The following is a 17,535-nucleotide window of genomic DNA, read 5'->3' on the forward strand; positions in this document are numbered from 1 at the left end:
GGAACCGCGGGTGGCCTTGCGGCGGGCGCGGGCCTCCTTCGCGGTGAGCGGTGCGGGTGCGACGGGCCCGCGACGGCGGGCCTCGGCCTCGCGGCGCTTGGGCGTCGGGCGGCCCTTGCCGGGGGTCGCGGACCCGGTGGTGTCGATCGCCTCCGCGGTCGTTGCGGTCGCCTCGGTGATCTCTCCGGCGGCCGCACCATCGCGTTTGTCGGAATTGTCAGAGTCGCCTCGGCGTAGCAGCTTCACACATCCAGGCTATGGGATAACTGCCGCGCTGGCGAAACCGACCACCCGTGAACCGCCAGGACCAGGCCTGAAATGCCGAGGTCGGGGGAGCGCCATACACTCCGCTGATGCGTGTGCTGATCGCCCCCGACTCGTTCGGCGAAACCCTCACTGCGGTACGGGCCGCCGATGGTCGACCGCGCGGCCCGACGACGTCGTCGTCCTCGCACCGCAGTCGGACGGCGGCCCCGGATTCGTGGACGTGATCTCCACCACCGTCGGCGAAGTCAGGTCCGTGCGGGTCGAGGGGCCGCTGGGTCGACCGGTCGAGGCGCGTTGGGTCCTTGCAGAGACCCCGGAGACCCCGGCGGCCCCGGAGGCACCGGGAGTCACCGCGTACGTCGAGTCGGCGCAGGCCGTCGGCCTGGGACTGCTCGACGGCCCGCCCTCTCCGCGCAGCGCCCTCGACGCACACAGCCGGGGCGTCGGGCAGCTGATCGGGGCCGCGCTCGACGCGGGTGCCGCGAGGATCGTCGTGGGCCTCGGCGGATCCTGCTGCACCGACGGCGGCCGCGGGATGATCGCCGCCCTCGGTGGCCTGGACCGGGCGCGCCGGCGGCTCACGGCGATCGACCTGGTCGCGGCCACCGACGTCGAGAACCCGCTGCTCGGTGAGCACGGAGCCGCGCGGATCTTCGGTCCGCAGAAGGGTGCCGACGCGGATGCGATCGAGGAACTCGAGCGCCGCAACACCGCCTGGGCGGCGGAGTTGGCGGCGTTCGTCGACGGTCCCGTCGCCGACCTGACGGGCGCGGGTGCGGCCGGCGGCCTGGGCGCCGCGCTGCTCGCACTCGGGGCGCGCCGCGAACCGGGCGCGTCGATCGTCGCTCAGTGCACCGGGCAGGCGCGGCAACTGGCGTCGGCGGACCTGGTGCTCACCGGGGAAGGCAGATTCGACCACCAGTCGCTGCGCGGCAAGCTCGTCACCGCGCTCGCCGACGCCGCCAACCGGGCCGGGGTGCCGACCGTCGTGATCGCCGGCCAGGTGACGGTGGACCGGGACACCGTCCGGGGCGCCGGGATCGCCGCTGCGTTCTCGGTCACCGAGTTCGCGGGATCCGTCGAACGCGCCATGCGTGAGGCCGGTCCCCTGATCGAGTCGCTGACGTCGTCCGTTGCGGGCGGGTGGCGGGAGGCGTCGGGCTTCACTCATATCGGCCCGATACATGAGGAATAGAGGGCCGCAGAGTACCGTTGAAGCGATCACGGGTTTGGCACGAGCGACAGGGAGAGCCCATGACTGTGCAGAACGAGACCGCCACCCACGGCGTCAAGATGACCGAGGCTGCATCCGCCAAGGCGAAGGCACTGCTCGATCAGGAGGGGCGCGACGACCTCGCGCTGCGCATCGCCGTGCAGCCGGGTGGCTGTGCGGGACTGCGCTACCAGCTGTTCTTCGACGATCGGAACCTCGACGGTGACCTGATCGTCGATTTCGGCGGCGTCAACCTCGCTGTCGACCGGATGAGCGCACCGTACGTCGAGGGCGCTTCGATCGACTTCGTCGACACCATCGAGAAGCAGGGCTTCACGATCGACAACCCCCAGGCCACGGGGTCGTGCGCCTGCGGCGACTCCTTCAACTGAGTCCCGTACAACCTTCACGACGCATTCTGACGCGGAGCCTGCCTTTCATCGGCGGGCTCCGCGTCAGACTGCGTTACCGCCCCAACTCGGCCGTTCGAGGCCACCCGAGCTGAAAGGCATCCGCGCGTGACTATTGCGGTTACCGGTTCCATCGCCACCGACCACCTGATGCGGTTCCCGGGCCGGTTCGCCGAGCAGTTGCTCGCCGACCAGCTCGCGCACATCTCGCTGAGCTTCCTCGTCGACGACCTCGTGATCCGTCGGGGCGGCGTCGGCGGCAACATCGCCTACGCGATGGGCGTGCTCGGGGGATCGCCGCTGCTGGTCGGTGCGGCCGGTGCCGACTTCGCCGAGTACCGCACCTGGCTCGAGTCCAACGGCGTCGACTGCGGCGGCGTCCGCGTGTCCGAGACGGCGTACACCGCGCGCTTCGTGTGCACCACCGACGAGGACATGGCGCAGATCGCGTCGTTCTACCCGGGCGCGATGAGCGAGGCCCGCGACATCGAGTTGGCGGCACTCGTGGCGGCACGCGGGGGCCTGGACTTGGTGCTGATCGGTGCCAACGACCCCGAAGCCATGGTCCGCCACACCGACGAGTGCCGACTGCTCGACATCCCGTTCGCGGCCGACCCGTCGCAGCAGCTCGCGCGCCTGTCCGGCGACGAGGCCAAGAAGCTCATCGCCGGCGCCAAGTACCTGTTCACCAACGAGTACGAGTGGGGCCTGCTGCAGCAGAAGACCGGGCTGTCGGAGGAGGAGATCCGCGCCCAGGTCGGACTGCGGGTCACCACCCTCGGCTCCAAGGGTGTCGAGATCGTCGACGGTGAGGGCAACTGGATCCGCGTCGGCGTCGTGCCCGAGCGCAGCAAGGTCGACCCCACCGGCGTCGGCGACGCGTTCCGCGCCGGATTCCTGCTCGCGCACTCCGCCGGACTGAGCCTGGAGCGTTCCGCTCAGCTGGGCTCCCTGGTCGCCGTCTACGTCCTCGAGACCGTCGGCACCCAGGAATGGACGTTCCAGCGCGACGACGCGATCAAGCGGCTCACCGAGGCGTACGGCAAGGACGCCGCCGACGAGATCGCCACGCTGCTGCCGTAAGGCGCCGGACACGAATCCGCCCGGGTTCCTCGAGAGAGGAACCCGGGCGGAGTGCGTTCCGGGTGGCGAGCCGCTACAGGTTGACCGGGTACACCGGCTCCTGGATCTGCGGCACGATGCGCTTCTCGACGAAGATGCCGTGCCACACCATGAAGCACAGGACCGTCCACAGCCGGCGGCTGTGGTCGGACGCTCCCGCGCGGTGCTCGTTCAGCATCCGGGTGACCGCGGCCTTGTCGAAGATGTGGTCGGTGCCCGACTCGGCGATCTGCTGGTGTGCCCAGTCGAACAGTTCGGTGCCGGCGAGCCAGTGCCGCAGCGGCACCGGGAAGCCCAGCTTCGCGCGGTGCAGCACGTGCGGCGGGACGATGCCCTCGAGCGCCTGGCGCAGCGCGTACTTCGTCGTCGTCTTCGTGATCTTCTGATCCAGCGGGACCCGCGACGCGACGTCGAACACCTCGGGGTCGAGGAACGGCACGCGCAGTTCGAGCGAGTTCGCCATCGTCATCTTGTCGGCCTTGACCAGGATGTCGCCGCGCAGCCACGTGAACAGGTCGAGATGCTGCATGCGCGCCACCGGATCCCAGTCGCGGGACTGCGCGTAGATGGGCGCCGTCACGTCCTGGTGCGTCCACTCCGGGCGGAAGTCGCGCAGCACAGCCCGCAGCTGGGCGTCGCTGAAGCTGCGGGCGTTGCCGTAGTAGCGCTCCTCCAGCGTCATCGAGCCCCGGTGCAGCAGGCTCTTGCCGCGGGTGCCCTCCGGAATCCGCTCGGACAGCTTGCCCGCCGCCCGCCGCAACGCCCCGGGGAGCATCTCGAACGGCTTGAGCGACAGCGGCTCGCGGTAGATGGTGTAGCCGCCGAACAGCTCGTCCGCGCCCTCACCGGAGAGCACCACCTTGACGTGCTTGCGGGCCTCCTTCGCGACGAACCACAGCGGCACCAGGGCCGGGTCGGCGACCGGATCGTCCAGATACCAGATGATCTCGGGGATCGCCGCCGCGAACTCGGCGGGGGAGACCACCTTGACCACGTGCCGGGCGCCGATCGCGGCCGCGGACTCCGCCGCGACGTCGACCTCGGAGTAGCCCTCCCGCTCGAAGCCGGTGGTGAAGGTGATCAGGTTCGGGTTGTGCCGCATCGCGAGCGCGGCGATGGCCGTGGAGTCGATGCCGCCGGACAGGAACGAGCCGACGGTGACGTCGGCGCGCATGTGCTTGGCGACCGAATCCTCGAGCGCCTCCGCGATCTCGCGGTAGCGGGACGCTTCGCTGCCGGCCGCGAACGGCACGGCCGGGAACTTCGGGGTGAAGTAGCGGGTCACCTCGGGTGCCTCGCCCGGGGTCAGCCGGGCATAGCAGCCGGATTCGAGCCGACGGATCTGCGCGTGCAGCGTCTCCGGCTCGGGAACGTACTGCAGCACCGTGTAGTGCTCGATCGCCCGCGGATCCAGGTCGGTGTCGATACCGATGACGTCCGCCAGTTCGAGCAGGCTCTTCTTCTCGCTGCCGAATGCGGTGCCGCCCGTCCCGGTGGCGATGAACAGCGGCTTGATGCCGAACGGGTCGCGGGCGACGAACAGCTCGCGGGTCTCGGTGTCCCACACCGCGAACGCGAACATGCCCCGCAGCCGGCGGACGGCGTCGGCGCCCCAGTAGTGGAAAGCCGCGGCGATGGCTTCACTGTCGCCCTCGGTGAGGAACCGGGCGTCGTGGTCCTTCGCGAGCTCCGCCCGAATCTCCAGGTAGTTGTAGATCTCGCCGTTGAACGTCAACGCGTAGCGTTCCGGACTTTCCGGAGGCCCCCACCGCAGCGGCTGGTGCGAGTGCTCGATGTCGATGATCGACAGCCGGTTGAAGCCGAAGACCAGGTCGTCGTCGTGCCAGGTGCCGTGTTCGTCGGGCCCGCGATGACGTAGACAGTGCATGGCCGCATCGACGCGCGCGACGGCGTCGTCGCTGGTGCCGTCGGTGGTGAGTAGTCCGAGCAGTCCGCACACGGCGTCCAGTACCTCGCTTCAGAGTCGATTGTCGGTGAGGAGTCGGCCTTCCGGGGACGGTCCGAATTCCCCAGGGAAGTATGCCGCAGTTCCCGTGCCCGGATCGTGCCCGGACTGTTCGTGGGTCCTCGAGACTCAGCTGAATCCCAGGTCGGGCGCGTAAGGTGGAGTGCCATTGGTCCTGACTGCAACACGGGTGCCGACCCGACAGTGGAGGATCGGCGCCTTTGGTCTACGCTGCGTAGTAATTGGGCCTTCCCATCGGGAAGTGCCCTAGTGGAATTGCGGCGATCAGGAAGGCGTGAACGTGGCGCAAGGTCGGATCCTTCGGCGAGCCGGGCTGGCAGCATCTTTGGGCATAGCTGCCATGCTGCTGTCGGGTTGTTCAATCGACAATCCGGTGCTCCGCTTCGGGTGGCCATCGGGAATTACCCCGCAGGCCGAGCGTATGCGCGAATTGTGGACGTGGTCGGTCGTCGCCGCCCTCGTCATGGGTGTCATCGTGTGGGGTCTCACCTTCTGGGTGGTCATCTTCCACCGTAAGAAGAAGGACTCTCCCGAGTTCCCCCGTCAGACGGCATACAACGTGCCGTTGGAGCTGTTCTACACGGCAGTTCCGTTCGTGATCATCGCTGTGCTCTTCTACTTCACCGTGGTCGTGCAGAACTACGTCACGGAGAAGAAGGACAACCCGAACGTCGTGGTCGATGTGACCGCGTACCAGTGGAACTGGAAGTTCGGTTACCGCACGATCGATCTCGGTGACGGCACGGCGAAGTACGAGGGCATCGACGAGGAAGCCACCGCTGCTGCGCTGGCCGCCTCGAAGCCCGAGGGCCTCGACGAGGAGGGCCGCGAGAAGACCGGCCCGATCCACGGTAAGAACACTCAGGACCTCTCTTACCTGGCCTACGACAAGATCGAGACCGTCGGCACCAGCAACGAGGTTCCGATCCTCGTCCTGCCGACCGGCAAGCGCATCGAGTTCGTGCTCGCATCGTCTGACGTCATCCACTCGTTCTGGGTTCCGGAGTTCCTGTTCAAGCGTGACGTGAACCCGAACCCGAAGGAGAACAACTCGGACAACGTCTTCCAGATCAGTGAGATCGAGAAGGAAGGCGCGTTCGTGGGCCGCTGCGCCGAGATGTGCGGCACCTTCCACGCGATGATGAACTTCGAGGTCCGCGCGGTATCGCCGGACAAGTTCGAGGACTACATCGAGGCTCGGAAGTCTGTGGAGGAAGGCGGCAAGGGTCTGAGCACCGCCGAGGCGCTGGCCTCGATCGGCGAGTCGCCCACCGCGACGTCGACGGCACCGTTCGACACCGACCGCACGGTGCGTGAAGCATCGACCGGCAACTGACCCGCGAATCCCGAGAATCTCTGACCAAGGACAAGAACTGATATGAAGATCGAAGCCAAGCTCTTCGAGATCCTGACGGTGTTCTTCATTCTCGTCGCGATCGTCTACGGTGTCTTCACCGCGATGTCGCGGACCGGAATCGAGTGGGCCGGCCTGACCGCAATCGTTCTCTCGGCCGGACTGAGCCTGATCGTCGGCACGTACTTCCGGTTCGTCGCCCGTCGTTTGGACACCCGTCCCGAGGACTACGAGGAGGCGGAGATCTCCGACGGCTCCGGCGATCTGGGCTTCTTCAGCCCCGGTAGCTTCTGGCCCATCCTGCTGGCCGGTGCCGCAGCCATCGCCGCGCTCTCCCTGGCCTTCTTCCAGGCTTGGATGATCGTCATCGCCGTGGTCCTCGTGATCACCGCTTCGGCCGGCCTGGTCTTCGAGTACCACCTCGGACCCGAGAAGCACTAGCTCTCACCTCAGAACGACGCTGAAGGCGCCGAACCCGAAAGGGTTTCGGCGCCTTCAGTCGTTTCCGGGCGAAGCGTACGGCGTCGGGTCGTTGCGGCGCACCGGCCCGACGCCGGCGCGTACGCTGACATGCCACAGGGTCGGGAGTCCCACGCGCTGGAGGTCATGCCATGCGCCGCATAACACTTGTTCGTTCGATCGTTCCCGCCGCACTGGCCGTGGTGTCCCTGGCGCTGTCCCTCGGCTCGGCCGCCGGGGCGCAGCCGAACTCGCCGCCCCCGCAGACGACGTTGTTCCAGGTTCCGGCGACGTTCGTGTCGGCATGCAGCACGGTCGGGTTCCGGTGCTGGGTGCCGAACCAGATAGCCGCCGTCACGCCGTCGGCGGCGACGGGAGAGCCGGGTGTGGTGACCTTTTCGGCCGTGCCGTCCGCAACGGTCGCGACCGCCACCCTCCTCGACTGCATCGACGTGGCGATCTCCTGGCGGAACCTGACCACCGGCGCGGTCGGCGAGGCAGTGCTCGATGCGCTGCCGTACAGCGACTTCAGTCGACGACGTCCCGCGCCCGACGAGTGGTGCCGGTACGCGCCGGCCACCGCGGTCACCGGCAGCGGCACCGTCGTCGCGGTCGCCGACGTCTCCCGCTCCGTCCTCCCGGGCGAGTCCAGCCTCTGGCCGCAGGTGCCGATTCAGGCGGGGTTCGGGGCCTTCCCGGTTCCCTGAGCACGCCCGGTGGCGACTCCGACGGCGCACCTGTCTGGATGGACCCGCACCGCGACCGAGTGATCTGCGCGATCGGGGAGCTGTGCACCACTGTGTCGACCGAGCCTGACTCCCACCGGTGGCGGGGCGGGCTGTCAGAGGGCCGATGCGGTGTCCGGTATCCAGTTCCCGTGGAAGCCGGCGGGCACCCGTTGCGGCAGCGCGATCGACGCCTGATCCTCGAGCGTCCGGGCGTCGAGGATTCGCAGCTCCGTCGACTTCAACCCGAGATCCGACACCAGTCCCATCACTACGCCGTGGCCCTCCGGGGCGTCCGGAGCCTCCGGGTGGAACACGAACTCGCCCACCGCGGATCGGGGACCGAAGTCGCGCATGGCCTGGACACCACGGGTGCGATCGGACCGGATGAGCCGGTGTTCGCCGGACAGGTCGTCGGAGCCGACGACGAGCCAGCAATCGTGATGGAGTGAGGTCGTGAAGCGCTCGTCGAACCGCGGAAACTCCACGTGCTCGTCGCCGAGCCGGGTCCGACGGACCCGGTTGCTGACCCGCGGCTCGAGATGCCAGCGCTCCAGTCGTGGATGCCCCTCGGATGGTCCGGTGCGGTCGGCGTCGAACACCCGCTCGTGCACGACGAGATCCACGACCACCTTTCCGTCGTCACTGGTGGCGTTGACCGGATGAAAGACGTAGCACGGCTCGACTTCCAGCCACAGCGGTGTCGGATCACCGCGGCGGGGGACAAGCCCGACGCGGGGCGGATAACGGCTGTCCCAGCGGTACGGAAAGCTCCCGGCGCGGGTGGGAGGCAGACGGTTCAGGACGGGGCCCGGCACGCGGACGCGTCCGATCGTGGCACTGAGCGCGAGCGCGGCGAAGGGGCGGAGCGGTCGCGCGACGTTCGCGGTGACGGCGCTGCGGACGTCGAACGTGACCGGCAGATCGTAGATCACCACGTAGTCGCGGGTCAGTGAGAACGCGTGCATCATCGGGCTGCCGCCGACCCGGATCGGGACCTTCCTGCGAAGTCGGCCGTCCGGTCCGACGACGGTGTAGAGAACGGTGTCGCCTCGGCCGAAGTGGTACGAGACTGCGTGGAGCTCGCCGGTTTCCGGTTCCTCGATCGGATGCGCGGTGTAGCCGCCACGCACCGTGCCGTCGAAATCGCACACGTCGACCGTGTCCAGATCGTAGGAGAGTTCGGCGCATGCGACGCCGGCTTCGACCAGCGCGAGTGTGCGGCCCGCGAAGCCGATGACGTTGGTGTTCGCGGACGGTCCGTGCAGCGGTGAGCGGCCCTGCTCCGGGGGAGCGGATCGGTGCAGTGCCTTCGACGTGACCTCCGAGTCGACCCACCTGTTGCGGTACCACAGCGCGCGTCCACCGCTCAGCCGGATTCCGTGCACCATGCCGTCGCCGGTGAACCAGTTGTACTCGTCCGGACGCACGTCCGCGATCGGGTTGGGGCCGTTGCGCAGATAGCGGCCGTCGAGCCATTCCGGAATCGCGCCCTGCACCGGCAGGTCGAACTCGGTGACCTCGGCACGCACCGGGGCATACCGTTCGTCGACATAGCTCGCCACCATCGGACCCCCGGAACCTCGTCGTTGTCCAGGACAGTAGAGGTCCGCCGGGCAGCTTCGGGCACTTTCCGTCATCCTCGACCCGGCAGTCCAGCCAGGCGGCCGACCCGACCGCGTGCCCGGACGCCAACGAGGAAGGCCCCGAACCGATATCGGTTCGGGGCCTTCCTCGTCAGTCTCGGCGAACTAGTGCGCTTCGCCGTCGCCGGAGCCGTTTCCGCGGACGCGGTCCTGGTACTCCGTGAGCATCGTGAGCTGCTCGTGCTCGCCGGCGTGCTCGGCGGCCTCGAGAGCCTGGCTCTGCTCGACCGGGTCCGGGGTGGTCCAGCTTCCCGAACCGGGCTTGCCGGCGGATCCGAGCTTGTTCATCTTCTTCGGGATCGCAGCACCCTGGTACTCCAGCGGAATCGGGTGGCCGTGATCGTCGACCGGGCCGAGCGGCTGGTGGATCTCGACGTACTCACCGTGCGGCAGGCGCTTGATGATGCCCGTCTCGATGCCGTGCTCGAGCACTGCGCGGTCGCTGCGCTGCAGACCCAGGCAGAACCGGTACGTGACGTAGTAGGCGATCGGAGGCAGGACAACCATGCCGATACGACCGATCCAGGTCATCGCGTTGAGCGAGATGTCCAGGTGGTAGGCGATGACGTCGTTGATGCACGAGATCGTCAGCACCAGGTAGAACGCGATGGACATCGCACCGATACCGGTACGGACCGGAACGTCGCGCGGACGCTGCAGCAGGTTGTGGTGTGCGTCGTCCTTGGTGAAGCGTCGCTCGATCCACGGGTACGCGATGATCAGCGCGAACACGAGACCCATGATCAGCGCGACAGCGAACACCGCGGGGATCGTGTAGCGATCGAACAGGTAGATCTCCCACGCCGGCCACAGACGCGCCATGCCGTCGGTCCACATCATGTAGAAGTCGGGCTGCGAACCAGCCGACACCTGAGACGGGTTGTACGGGCCGATGTTCCAGATCGGGTTGATCTGCAGCAGACCACCCATGAGGGCGAGGATGCCGAACGTGAACGCGAAGAACGCGCCACCCTTCAGAGCGAACACCGGGAGGATGCGGACACCGACGACGTTCTGCTCCGTACGGCCGGGGCCGGGGAACTGCGTGTGCTTCTGATACCACACCAGCGCGAGGTGCGCGGCGATGAGGGCCAGGATGATGCCCGGCAGCAGGAGCACGTGCGCGACGTACAGACGCGGGATGATCAGCATGCCGGGGAAGTCGCCACCGAAGATCAGCCAGTGCAGCCAGGTGCCGGCGACCGGGACGCTGAGCGTGATGCCGGACAGTGCGGCGCGCAGGCCCGTGCCGGACAGCAGGTCGTCGGGCAGCGAGTAACCGAAGAAGCCCTCGAACATGGCCAGGATCAGCAGCAGCGAGCCGATGACCCAGTTCGCCTCACGCGGGCGACGGAACGCGCCGGTGAAGAAGATGCGCATCAGGTGCACGATGATCGACGCGGCGAACATCAGCGCGGCCCAGTGGTGGATCTGTCGGACGAACAGACCGCCGCGGACCTCGAACGAGATTTCCAGTGCCGTCTCGTAGGCGCGGGACATCGTGACGCCGCGGAGCGGCTCGTACGCACCGTCGTAGGTGACGTGCGCCAGCGACGGGTCGAAGAACAGCGTCAGGTAGACACCCGAGATCAGCAGGATGATGAAGCTGTACAGCGCGATCTCGCCGAGCATGAAAGACCAATGGGTCGGGAAGACCTTGTTGATCTGTCGCTTCATTCCGGCAGCGAGGTGGTACCGGGAGTCGACCGCCTCGGCTTGGGCGGCAACTCTGGATGGAGTGGTAGTGGTCACGGTCGACGCTCCCAAAATGCCGGGCCGAGGGCTTCGATGAAGTCACCGTTGGCGACGAGGTAGCCCTCTTCGTTCACAGTAATAGGCAGCTGCGGAAGAGCACGAGCGGCGGGACCGAAAATCGGCTTGCCGTACTGCAGGGCGTCGAACTGCGACTGGTGGCAGGGGCACAGGATTCGGTTGGTCTGCTGCTCGTACAGCGAGGTGGGGCAGCCGAGGTGGGTGCAGATCTTCGAGTAGGCGAAGTAGTCGCCGTAGTTGAAGCTCTCCTGGCCCTTACGCTTGACGGCCTTCTCGGTGTCCTCGGTGCGCAGACGGATCAGCATGACCGAGTTGCGGATGCCACGCAGGCTGTCGAGCAGAGCGTGCTCGTTGCCGCGATCGGACTCGCGGAACGGGAACACGGTCTCCATGCCGCCGGCATCGAGGTCCTCGGGACGCACCAGCACGACGTCATAGGGACGACCGGTGTCGCGACGCAGGTAGATGGTCTCGCCCTGGTAGCGCGGGGTCCAGCCCGACACCCACAGCGGGGAGTTGTCGCCCTTGGCCCACGGGTTCTTGATCATGCCGCCGAGGGGCATGACCGACATGATGCCGATCGCGCCACCACCGAAGATCAGGCTGCGCTTGATGATCTTGCGGCGCCCGATCGTCGACGTGTCAAGGGTGTCGCTCAGCTGAGCGACGAGGGTGCGCTTGTCGACCTCCGACGAACCGCCGTCGTGGCGATCCTGGATCGAGATCTCTTCGGGGACGAACTTCTTGGTGAACTTCACCGCGCCGACGCCGACACCGAGGATCGCGAGACCCATGGTGAAGCCGATCAGCGGCGTGTAGAGGTTGTACGCCCAGTAGGTGTCCTCGCCGGGGCCCGCGTACTCCCACGGCCAGAACAGGAAGATGCCGATGAAGGCGATCGCGGACAGGCCCGCGAGGATGAACCAGAAGGCGACCGAGCGCTCGGCGCGCTTCTCCGCCTTGGTGCCCTCGACGGTCCAGCGATCCCGACGGAACGCGACATCGACACCGTCGAGCTTGGTACCGAGCTCGACGAGCTCGTCCCTGCTCATACGGTCGAGTTCGTCGTCCGTGTACTTCTTCGGCGTATCGCCGCTGCCGGCGTCGCTCATGACCTTGCTCCGATCCACAGTGCTGCACCGACGACAGCGACAATGCCGACGACCCACATCGCGGGACCCTCGGATGCCGGCCCGAGACCACCGAGACCGTAGCCACCGGGGTTCGCGACCTCCGCGGACTGCTTGACGTAGGCGATGATGTCCTTCTTCTCCTCCAGCGTCAGCTGACGGTCGGAGAACTTGGGCATGTTCTGGGGGCCGGTGAGCATCGCGGTGTAGATCTGCTGCTCGTTGGCCGGATCCAGAACGGGGGCGTACTTGCCGGAGGACAGCGCGCCGCCACGTCCGGTGAAGTTGTGGCACGAGGCGCAGTTCATGCGGAACAGCTCGCTACCACGTGCGACGTCGCCGCCGCGCAGCGACGACTGCGCGATCTCGCCGTTCGAGTCGCGGATGAGGGTGGGGCCGCCACCCTGCGACTGGACGTAGGCGCCGATGGCGTCGGTCTGCCGCGCGTCGAACTTGGGCGTCTTGCGAGCTGCCTGAGCCTCGTTGCGGGCGGCCGGCATACGACCGGACGACACCTGGAAGTACACGGCTGCCTCACCGACACCGATCAGGCTGGGGCCGCGGTCCTGGACACCCTGCAGGTTCGCGCCGTGGCACGTGATGCAGGAGGTGTCGTAGAGCTGCTTGCCTTCTCGGATCAGCGCTGCGGAATCGTCGCTCGCGGTGGCGACCTGCGGTGCAGGCGTCAAGGCGGAGGCGAGGAAGCCGGCGCTGACCAGGCCCATCATGAGGATCAGCGCGCCGGTGACGCGACGGCGCATCTTGCGCTGGCGTCGCGTCTTGGCGGCAGAAGCTGCTGCGGGGCGGTGGGGCATGTCACCCTCGATTGCGGGAGGGGGGGATGAACTCATCTGTATCCCTTTGGTATGTCGGGACGACTGAAGCGTCAGGGGGCTGCCTGGGCGTCCAGCTGGCTAACGGATGAAATAAATCGTGGCGAACAGGCCGATCCACACAATGTCGACGAAGTGCCAGTAATAGGAGACGACGATCGCCGCAGTGGCCTGTGCAGGCGTGAACTTGCTGACCTTGGTGCGGACGATCAAGAAGACGAAGGCGATGAGGCCGCCGATGACGTGCAGACCGTGGAAGCCGGTGGTCATGAAGAAGACCGAGCCGTACACGCTGCTCGAGATCGTCACGCCGTCATTGACGAGCACGAAGTACTCGTAGCCCTGGCCGAGCACGAAGACGGTGCCCATGGCGAGGGTCAACAGGTACCACCGCCGCAGTCCGAAGACGTCACCCTTCTCAGCGGCGAAAACGCCCATCTGACACGTGAAGGACGAAGCGATCAGCACCGTGGTGATCGGCACGGCCAATGCCAGGTTGAGATGCACGGGTTCCGGCGGCCAGTTGTCGCCCGCCTGCGCCCGCGCAACGAAATACATAGCAAAGAGCCCTGCGAAAAACATGAGCTCGCTTGACAACCACACGATGGTGCCGACGCTGACCATGTTTGGCCGGTTCAGCGAGTGCACGCGCTGGGTGATTGCCGATCCTGAAGTCCCTACTGCGCTCGTCACGCTGAGAAGTATGACGCCTTGTCGTAACAGACGGGTACCCGGGTCCGGTCTCGGCGCGTCGTCCCACGTCAGGGCATGTTCTCCGTGGGTGTCGGTGGGTGTCGGTGGGTTCCGGCGAACGTGGCAAGGTAGGCGCATGGAACTCAGGCGCGGCGTCGCACGTTGGATGAGCGGTCTTCTGTCTCGGCGCTCGCCGGCACCCCTGGATCGAACCCGCCCGGATCTCGTCGTGGTGGTGTCGGGGTTCGACGACGCGGAGGCGTCCTCGGCGGTCCTCGAACGCGGCGCCGGCGGCGACCCCGCGTGGATCCCGGAGGCGGAGGCGGTGCTGCGCCACCATCTGCGGCTGCCCGACGCCGAGGTCCAGGATGCCATCGCCGTCGCGGCGCAGGACGGCTACGCGCCGGCACGCGATCCGGAGCCGGCGGACGACGGAACCACGACGGTCGTTCTCGAACGGGTCCAGATTCTCGATGCCCTGCACTGCTCGCAGGAACGGTCCCGGATGGCGGGGCTGGCGCAGCGGAGGGGCGGCGTCGCGCTCGGCTGGGAGGGTCTGCAGCCGCCGTCCGCGTCGTGACCCACGGCACGCGCACTAAGCTGCGGATCGACATGCCCACCCGGTGGTTGGTGGGCGCCCGGCAGAAAGGGTCGTGATGGTGCGGCAGGCAGTAGCGCAAGGCACGGAACGAGTGGCAGGCGCGACTGACCGGAACTGGCCCGCCGTTCTGGGAGCACTCACCGACGGCCGCGACCTCACGGCGGACGACACGGCCTGGGCGATGGACGAGATCATGTCGGACGCGGCCACCTCGGCGCAGATCGCGGCCTTCGGCGTCGCGCTGAAGATGAAGGGGGCGACCCCCGACGAGCTCCGGGGGCTGGCCGACGCGATGCTGGGCCACGCCCGCATGGTGCCGGTGTCGCCGGACGTCGTCGACATCGTCGGTACCGGCGGGGACCGTTCCCACACTGTCAACATCTCGACGATGGCGTCGGTCGTCGTCGCCGCGGCCGGTGTCCGCGTGGTCAAGCACGGCAACCGGGCGGCGTCGTCGAAGAGCGGCGGCGCGGACGTTCTCGAGGCGCTGGGCGTGCACATCAATCTCGGCGCCCAGGAGGTGGCTCGGTGTGTCGAGGAGGTCGGCATCGGGTTCTGCTTCGCTCCGGTGTTCCACCCGGCGCTGCGATTCGCCGGCGCGCCGCGCAAGGAGATCGGAATTCCCACCGTCTTCAACGTCCTCGGTCCGCTCACCAATCCGGCGCGGCCACGGGCCGGCCTGATCGGGTGCGCGTTCGGTGACCTCATCCCGGTGGTGGCGGGTGTGCTCGCCGAACGCGGGAACTCGGCGCTGGTGGTCCGCGGCGACGACGGCCTCGACGAGATCACGACGTCGACGACGTCGGAGGTCCACGTCGTGTCCGGCGGCACCGTGCGGACGCAGAAACTGGATCCGAGGGACCTCGGCATCGCCCGCGTTCCGCTCGAGGCGCTGCGCGGTGGGGACGCCGACGACAATGCGCGGGTGGCGCGGGGAATCTTCGCCGGCGACGAGGGGGCCGTACGGGACGCGGTGCTGGTGAACGCCGCGGGCGCGATCGCCGCGTACGAAGGGCTGTCCGGCAGCCTCGAGGAGTCCCTGGCGGCGGGCATGCAGAAGGCGGCTGCGGCGATCGATTCCGGTGCGGCGGCGACGCTGTTGGACCGGTGGGCGGCGTTGACCGTGGAGCTGGCCGCTCGGGGCTGAGCGGCAGAGTCGGGCGTGCCCGATGGTCCCGGGGCTCGACGGCCCCGGGACGCGGGTGCGCTACTCGCCGATCGAGAAGGCGGCCTCGACGTCGGCGCTCGAGTACGACTGGAACGCGATGTGGGTGGCGGTCTTGAGCACGCCCGGCACCTTGTTGATCCGTTCGGTCACGACCTCGGCGATCTGCGCGTGGTCGCGGACCTTCACGATCGCGATCAGGTCGATGTCGCCCGCACACGAATAGACCTCCGACACTCCGGGGAGATCGGCCACCGCCTGCGCCGTCTCGGGGATCCGGTCGGCCTCGGCGTGGATCATGACGATGGCGTTGATCATGGTGCTCCTTCAGTGCTCCGGTGCGGCACGGTGCTGTGGTTCGTCCAACACAGTAGGCGGTGCCGCGCTCCGCGCCAGCGCGCACCAGTCCTCCCACGAACCCGCGCCCCGGACGGGTTCGCCGTATCCCGCGCTGGTCCGGACGATGCGGGTGCCGTCGGCGTGCAGCCACCGTGCGACGAGCCCCACCTCCTCGGGTGAGGCGCCGCGAAGCGGAGTCGGATCGGGCAGGACGGTTTCCGCGGACGCGACCAGCGCCTCGACCACCGGCATCGGCGGTACCCCGCGTCCCGAGGTGCCGGCGGCCGCGAGGCGCCCCGAACGCACCACCGCGAACTCCCATCCGCCGTCGGTTGCGCGCCGGGCTGCGACGAGTTCGTCGACGGCGGTGAGCGACCCGAGCCGCTGCATGCGCCGCAGGGCCAGGGCCAGGGCCGCGGTGCGGTCACGCAGCCGTGCGGCGCTCTCGAACAACTCGGCGGTCGCCAGTTCCTCGATGCGGTCGCGCATGCGGCGCAGTGGCGCGTCGTCGGTGCCGCGGAACAGTGCCCGCGCGAGCGCCGGTGCGACGGCGTAGCCGTCCTCGTCGTCGGAGACCGCGGGACATCCGCCGATGTCGCGCGGCGGGCACTTGGGTCCGTGCGCCTGTCCCCGGCGGATGCGCGTCGTGCACGTCCGCAGGCCGCAGAACTCGGCGACGGTCTGTGCGGCGTCCGCGGCATCGGTTCGGGACCGGAACGGCCCCAACGCGTCGATCGTCGGTGTACGGACCACCGAGAGGCGCGGGAAGGCCTCGTCGGTGACGGTGACCCACCAGCCGCGCATCGGGAACTTGGATCGGCGGTTGTACGGCGGTACGTGGGCGCTGAGCAGTCGCAGCTCGCGAACCCCGGCCTCGAGTGGGTGCGCGCACTCGACGTGGTCGATCCGCGTGGCGAGCGCGACCATCTCCTTCATCCGCCCCCGGCTCTCCGACGCGGTGAAGTAAGTGCGGACGCGCCGGAGGAGGTCGGTCGCGGTGCCGACGTAGAGGACCTCGTCGGACGGCCCGCGGAACAGGTAGACGCCGGGGGAGCGAGGGAGGTGGTTGGCGAGGGTGCGCTTGGCGCGCTGTTCGGACGAGACTCGCGGCAGGTAGTCGAGAAGTTCGGGGAGACTGTGCACCCCCTGGTTGCCGACTCTGCCGATGAGGGCGTGCAGGACGTCGACGGTGGCCTTCGCGTCGTCGAGCGCGCGGTGCGTCGGGGTGGTCTCGGCCCCGAACAGCAGCGCGAGTGCCGACAGCTTCACCGACGGTGCCTCGTCGCGGCTGAGGACCCGCCGGGCGAGTTTGACGGTGCACAGCACCTGGAACTTGGGCCAGGGAATGTCCTGGCGGGCCGCTGCGGCCTTGAGGAACCCGACGTCGAAGCCCGCGTTGTGGGCGACTAGGACCGACCCGCGTGCGAACTCGAGGAAGCCGGGCAGGACCGCGTCGATGCGGGGTGCGCCGCGCACCATTGCGCTGGTGATGCCGGTGATCTCGACGATGTACGGCGGAATGGCGCGCCCCGGGTCGATCAGTGTCCCGAGTTCGCCGACGATCTCGCCGCCCCGCACCTTCACGGCGCCGATCTCGGTGATGGCGTCCTTATCCGCGCTGCCGCCGGTGGTTTCGAGGTCGACGACGACGAAGGTCGTCTCGCGCAGCGGCGTGTCCAGTTCGTCGAACGTCAGTTGGGTTCCGTCGGTCGAACGGGCGGATCGCGGCGCACTCACGCTTCGGACAGTAGAGACCGCCACCGACAGAGCCGGGAGCGTGCTCGGGGTGGGCCGGAAGGCGGTGGATCGGCGGGCATT

At 68.1% G+C, this 17,535-nt stretch carries 16 protein-coding genes and 1 pseudogene; 8 read left to right on the top strand and 9 right to left on the bottom strand.

From position 1 onward, the window contains the following. Positions 1–246: DUF3043 domain-containing protein (locus IJ15_RS0103870; RefSeq protein WP_031937031.1), on the bottom strand; the 246-nt coding region annotated here is incomplete at its 3' end. Between the two features lie 107 nt (positions 247–353). Between IJ15_RS0103870 and IJ15_RS24825 the strand changes: the two are divergent. The 3 genes and pseudogenes from IJ15_RS24825 to IJ15_RS0103885 all read left to right on the top strand — a co-directional run bounded on the left by IJ15_RS24825 (position 354) and on the right by IJ15_RS0103885 (position 2,973). After that, positions 354–1,462: pseudogene (locus IJ15_RS24825) on the top strand (glycerate kinase family protein). A 59-nt stretch (positions 1,463–1,521) separates the two neighbouring features. After that, complete coding sequence (locus IJ15_RS0103880) at positions 1,522–1,872, top strand: HesB/IscA family protein (RefSeq protein ID WP_031937032.1); 351 nt, start codon at positions 1,522–1,524, stop codon at positions 1,870–1,872. A gap of 126 nt (positions 1,873–1,998) precedes the next feature. Further along, the gene (locus IJ15_RS0103885; protein WP_031937033.1) at positions 1,999–2,973 is read left to right on the top strand and encodes a carbohydrate kinase family protein; all 975 of its coding nucleotides are present in this window, start codon (positions 1,999–2,001) and stop codon (positions 2,971–2,973) included. Positions 2,974–3,046: 73 nt separating this feature from the next. Here IJ15_RS0103885 and asnB read toward each other — a convergent pair whose 3' ends face one another. Further along, positions 3,047–4,972 carry an asparagine synthase (glutamine-hydrolyzing) gene (gene asnB, locus IJ15_RS0103890; protein WP_031937034.1) on the bottom strand — a complete coding sequence of 642 codons (1,926 nt, stop codon included), beginning with the start codon at positions 4,970–4,972 and terminating at the stop codon, positions 3,047–3,049. A gap of 301 nt (positions 4,973–5,273) precedes the next feature. On the opposite strand from asnB, the gene ctaC reads away from it, so the two are divergent. The 3 genes from ctaC to IJ15_RS26630 all read left to right on the top strand — a co-directional run bounded on the left by ctaC (position 5,274) and on the right by IJ15_RS26630 (position 7,519). Continuing rightward, positions 5,274–6,335, top strand: a complete 1,062-nt coding sequence (gene ctaC / locus IJ15_RS0103895) for an aa3-type cytochrome oxidase subunit II (RefSeq protein WP_081880564.1) — start codon at positions 5,274–5,276, stop codon at positions 6,333–6,335. 42 nt (positions 6,336–6,377) lie between these two features. Next, positions 6,378–6,794: a cytochrome c oxidase subunit 4 gene (locus tag IJ15_RS0103900; protein ID WP_031937036.1), complete on the top strand. Its 417-nt coding sequence runs from the start codon at positions 6,378–6,380 to the stop codon at positions 6,792–6,794. A 170-nt stretch (positions 6,795–6,964) separates the two neighbouring features. Next, on the top strand, positions 6,965–7,519 hold the full coding sequence (locus IJ15_RS26630) for a hypothetical protein (RefSeq protein WP_031937037.1): 555 nt from the start codon (positions 6,965–6,967) through the stop codon (positions 7,517–7,519). A 134-nt stretch (positions 7,520–7,653) separates the two neighbouring features. Here IJ15_RS26630 and IJ15_RS0103910 read toward each other — a convergent pair whose 3' ends face one another. The 5 genes from IJ15_RS0103910 to ctaE all read right to left on the bottom strand — a co-directional run bounded on the left by IJ15_RS0103910 (position 7,654) and on the right by ctaE (position 13,612). Next, on the bottom strand, positions 7,654–9,105 hold the full coding sequence (locus IJ15_RS0103910) for a carotenoid oxygenase family protein (RefSeq protein ID WP_031937038.1): 1,452 nt from the start codon (positions 9,103–9,105) through the stop codon (positions 7,654–7,656). 183 nt (positions 9,106–9,288) lie between these two features. After that, complete coding sequence (gene qcrB, locus IJ15_RS0103915) at positions 9,289–10,935, bottom strand: cytochrome bc1 complex cytochrome b subunit (protein ID WP_031937039.1); 1,647 nt, start codon at positions 10,933–10,935, stop codon at positions 9,289–9,291. Then, a complete protein-coding gene (gene qcrA / locus IJ15_RS0103920) occupies positions 10,932–12,068 on the bottom strand; it encodes a cytochrome bc1 complex Rieske iron-sulfur subunit (RefSeq protein ID WP_031937040.1) in 1,137 nt (378 codons plus the stop codon). Before qcrA ends, qcrB begins: the two co-directional genes overlap by 4 nt. Then, a complete protein-coding gene (gene qcrC, locus IJ15_RS0103925) occupies positions 12,065–12,937 on the bottom strand; it encodes a cytochrome bc1 complex diheme cytochrome c subunit (protein WP_197059737.1) in 873 nt (290 codons plus the stop codon). The genes qcrA and qcrC overlap by 4 nt, the downstream gene beginning before the upstream one ends. Before the next feature lie 63 nt (positions 12,938–13,000). Next, positions 13,001–13,612 carry an aa3-type cytochrome oxidase subunit III gene (gene ctaE / locus IJ15_RS0103930; protein ID WP_031937042.1) on the bottom strand — a complete coding sequence of 204 codons (612 nt, stop codon included), beginning with the start codon at positions 13,610–13,612 and terminating at the stop codon, positions 13,001–13,003. A gap of 136 nt (positions 13,613–13,748) precedes the next feature. Here ctaE and IJ15_RS0103935 point away from each other — a divergent pair, with 136 nt between their 5' ends. Both IJ15_RS0103935 and trpD read left to right on the top strand, forming a co-directional pair. Continuing rightward, positions 13,749–14,192, top strand: coding sequence for a hypothetical protein (locus IJ15_RS0103935; protein WP_051918485.1), 444 nt, complete (start codon positions 13,749–13,751; stop codon positions 14,190–14,192). A gap of 76 nt (positions 14,193–14,268) precedes the next feature. Beyond that, the gene (trpD, locus tag IJ15_RS0103940) at positions 14,269–15,360 is read left to right on the top strand and encodes an anthranilate phosphoribosyltransferase (RefSeq protein ID WP_031937044.1); all 1,092 of its coding nucleotides are present in this window, start codon (positions 14,269–14,271) and stop codon (positions 15,358–15,360) included. A gap of 60 nt (positions 15,361–15,420) precedes the next feature. Here trpD and IJ15_RS0103945 read toward each other — a convergent pair whose 3' ends face one another. After that, positions 15,421–15,696, bottom strand: coding sequence for an Lrp/AsnC family transcriptional regulator (locus IJ15_RS0103945; RefSeq protein ID WP_031937045.1), 276 nt, complete (start codon positions 15,694–15,696; stop codon positions 15,421–15,423). 9 nt (positions 15,697–15,705) lie between these two features. Continuing rightward, complete coding sequence (locus IJ15_RS0103950; protein ID WP_051918486.1) at positions 15,706–17,454, bottom strand: DEDD exonuclease domain-containing protein; 1,749 nt, start codon at positions 17,452–17,454, stop codon at positions 15,706–15,708. Positions 17,455–17,535: the final 81 nt, after the last annotated feature.

This window comes from Prescottella defluvii (assembly GCF_000738775.1).
Taxonomy (GTDB): domain Bacteria; phylum Actinomycetota; class Actinomycetes; order Mycobacteriales; family Mycobacteriaceae; genus Prescottella; species Prescottella defluvii.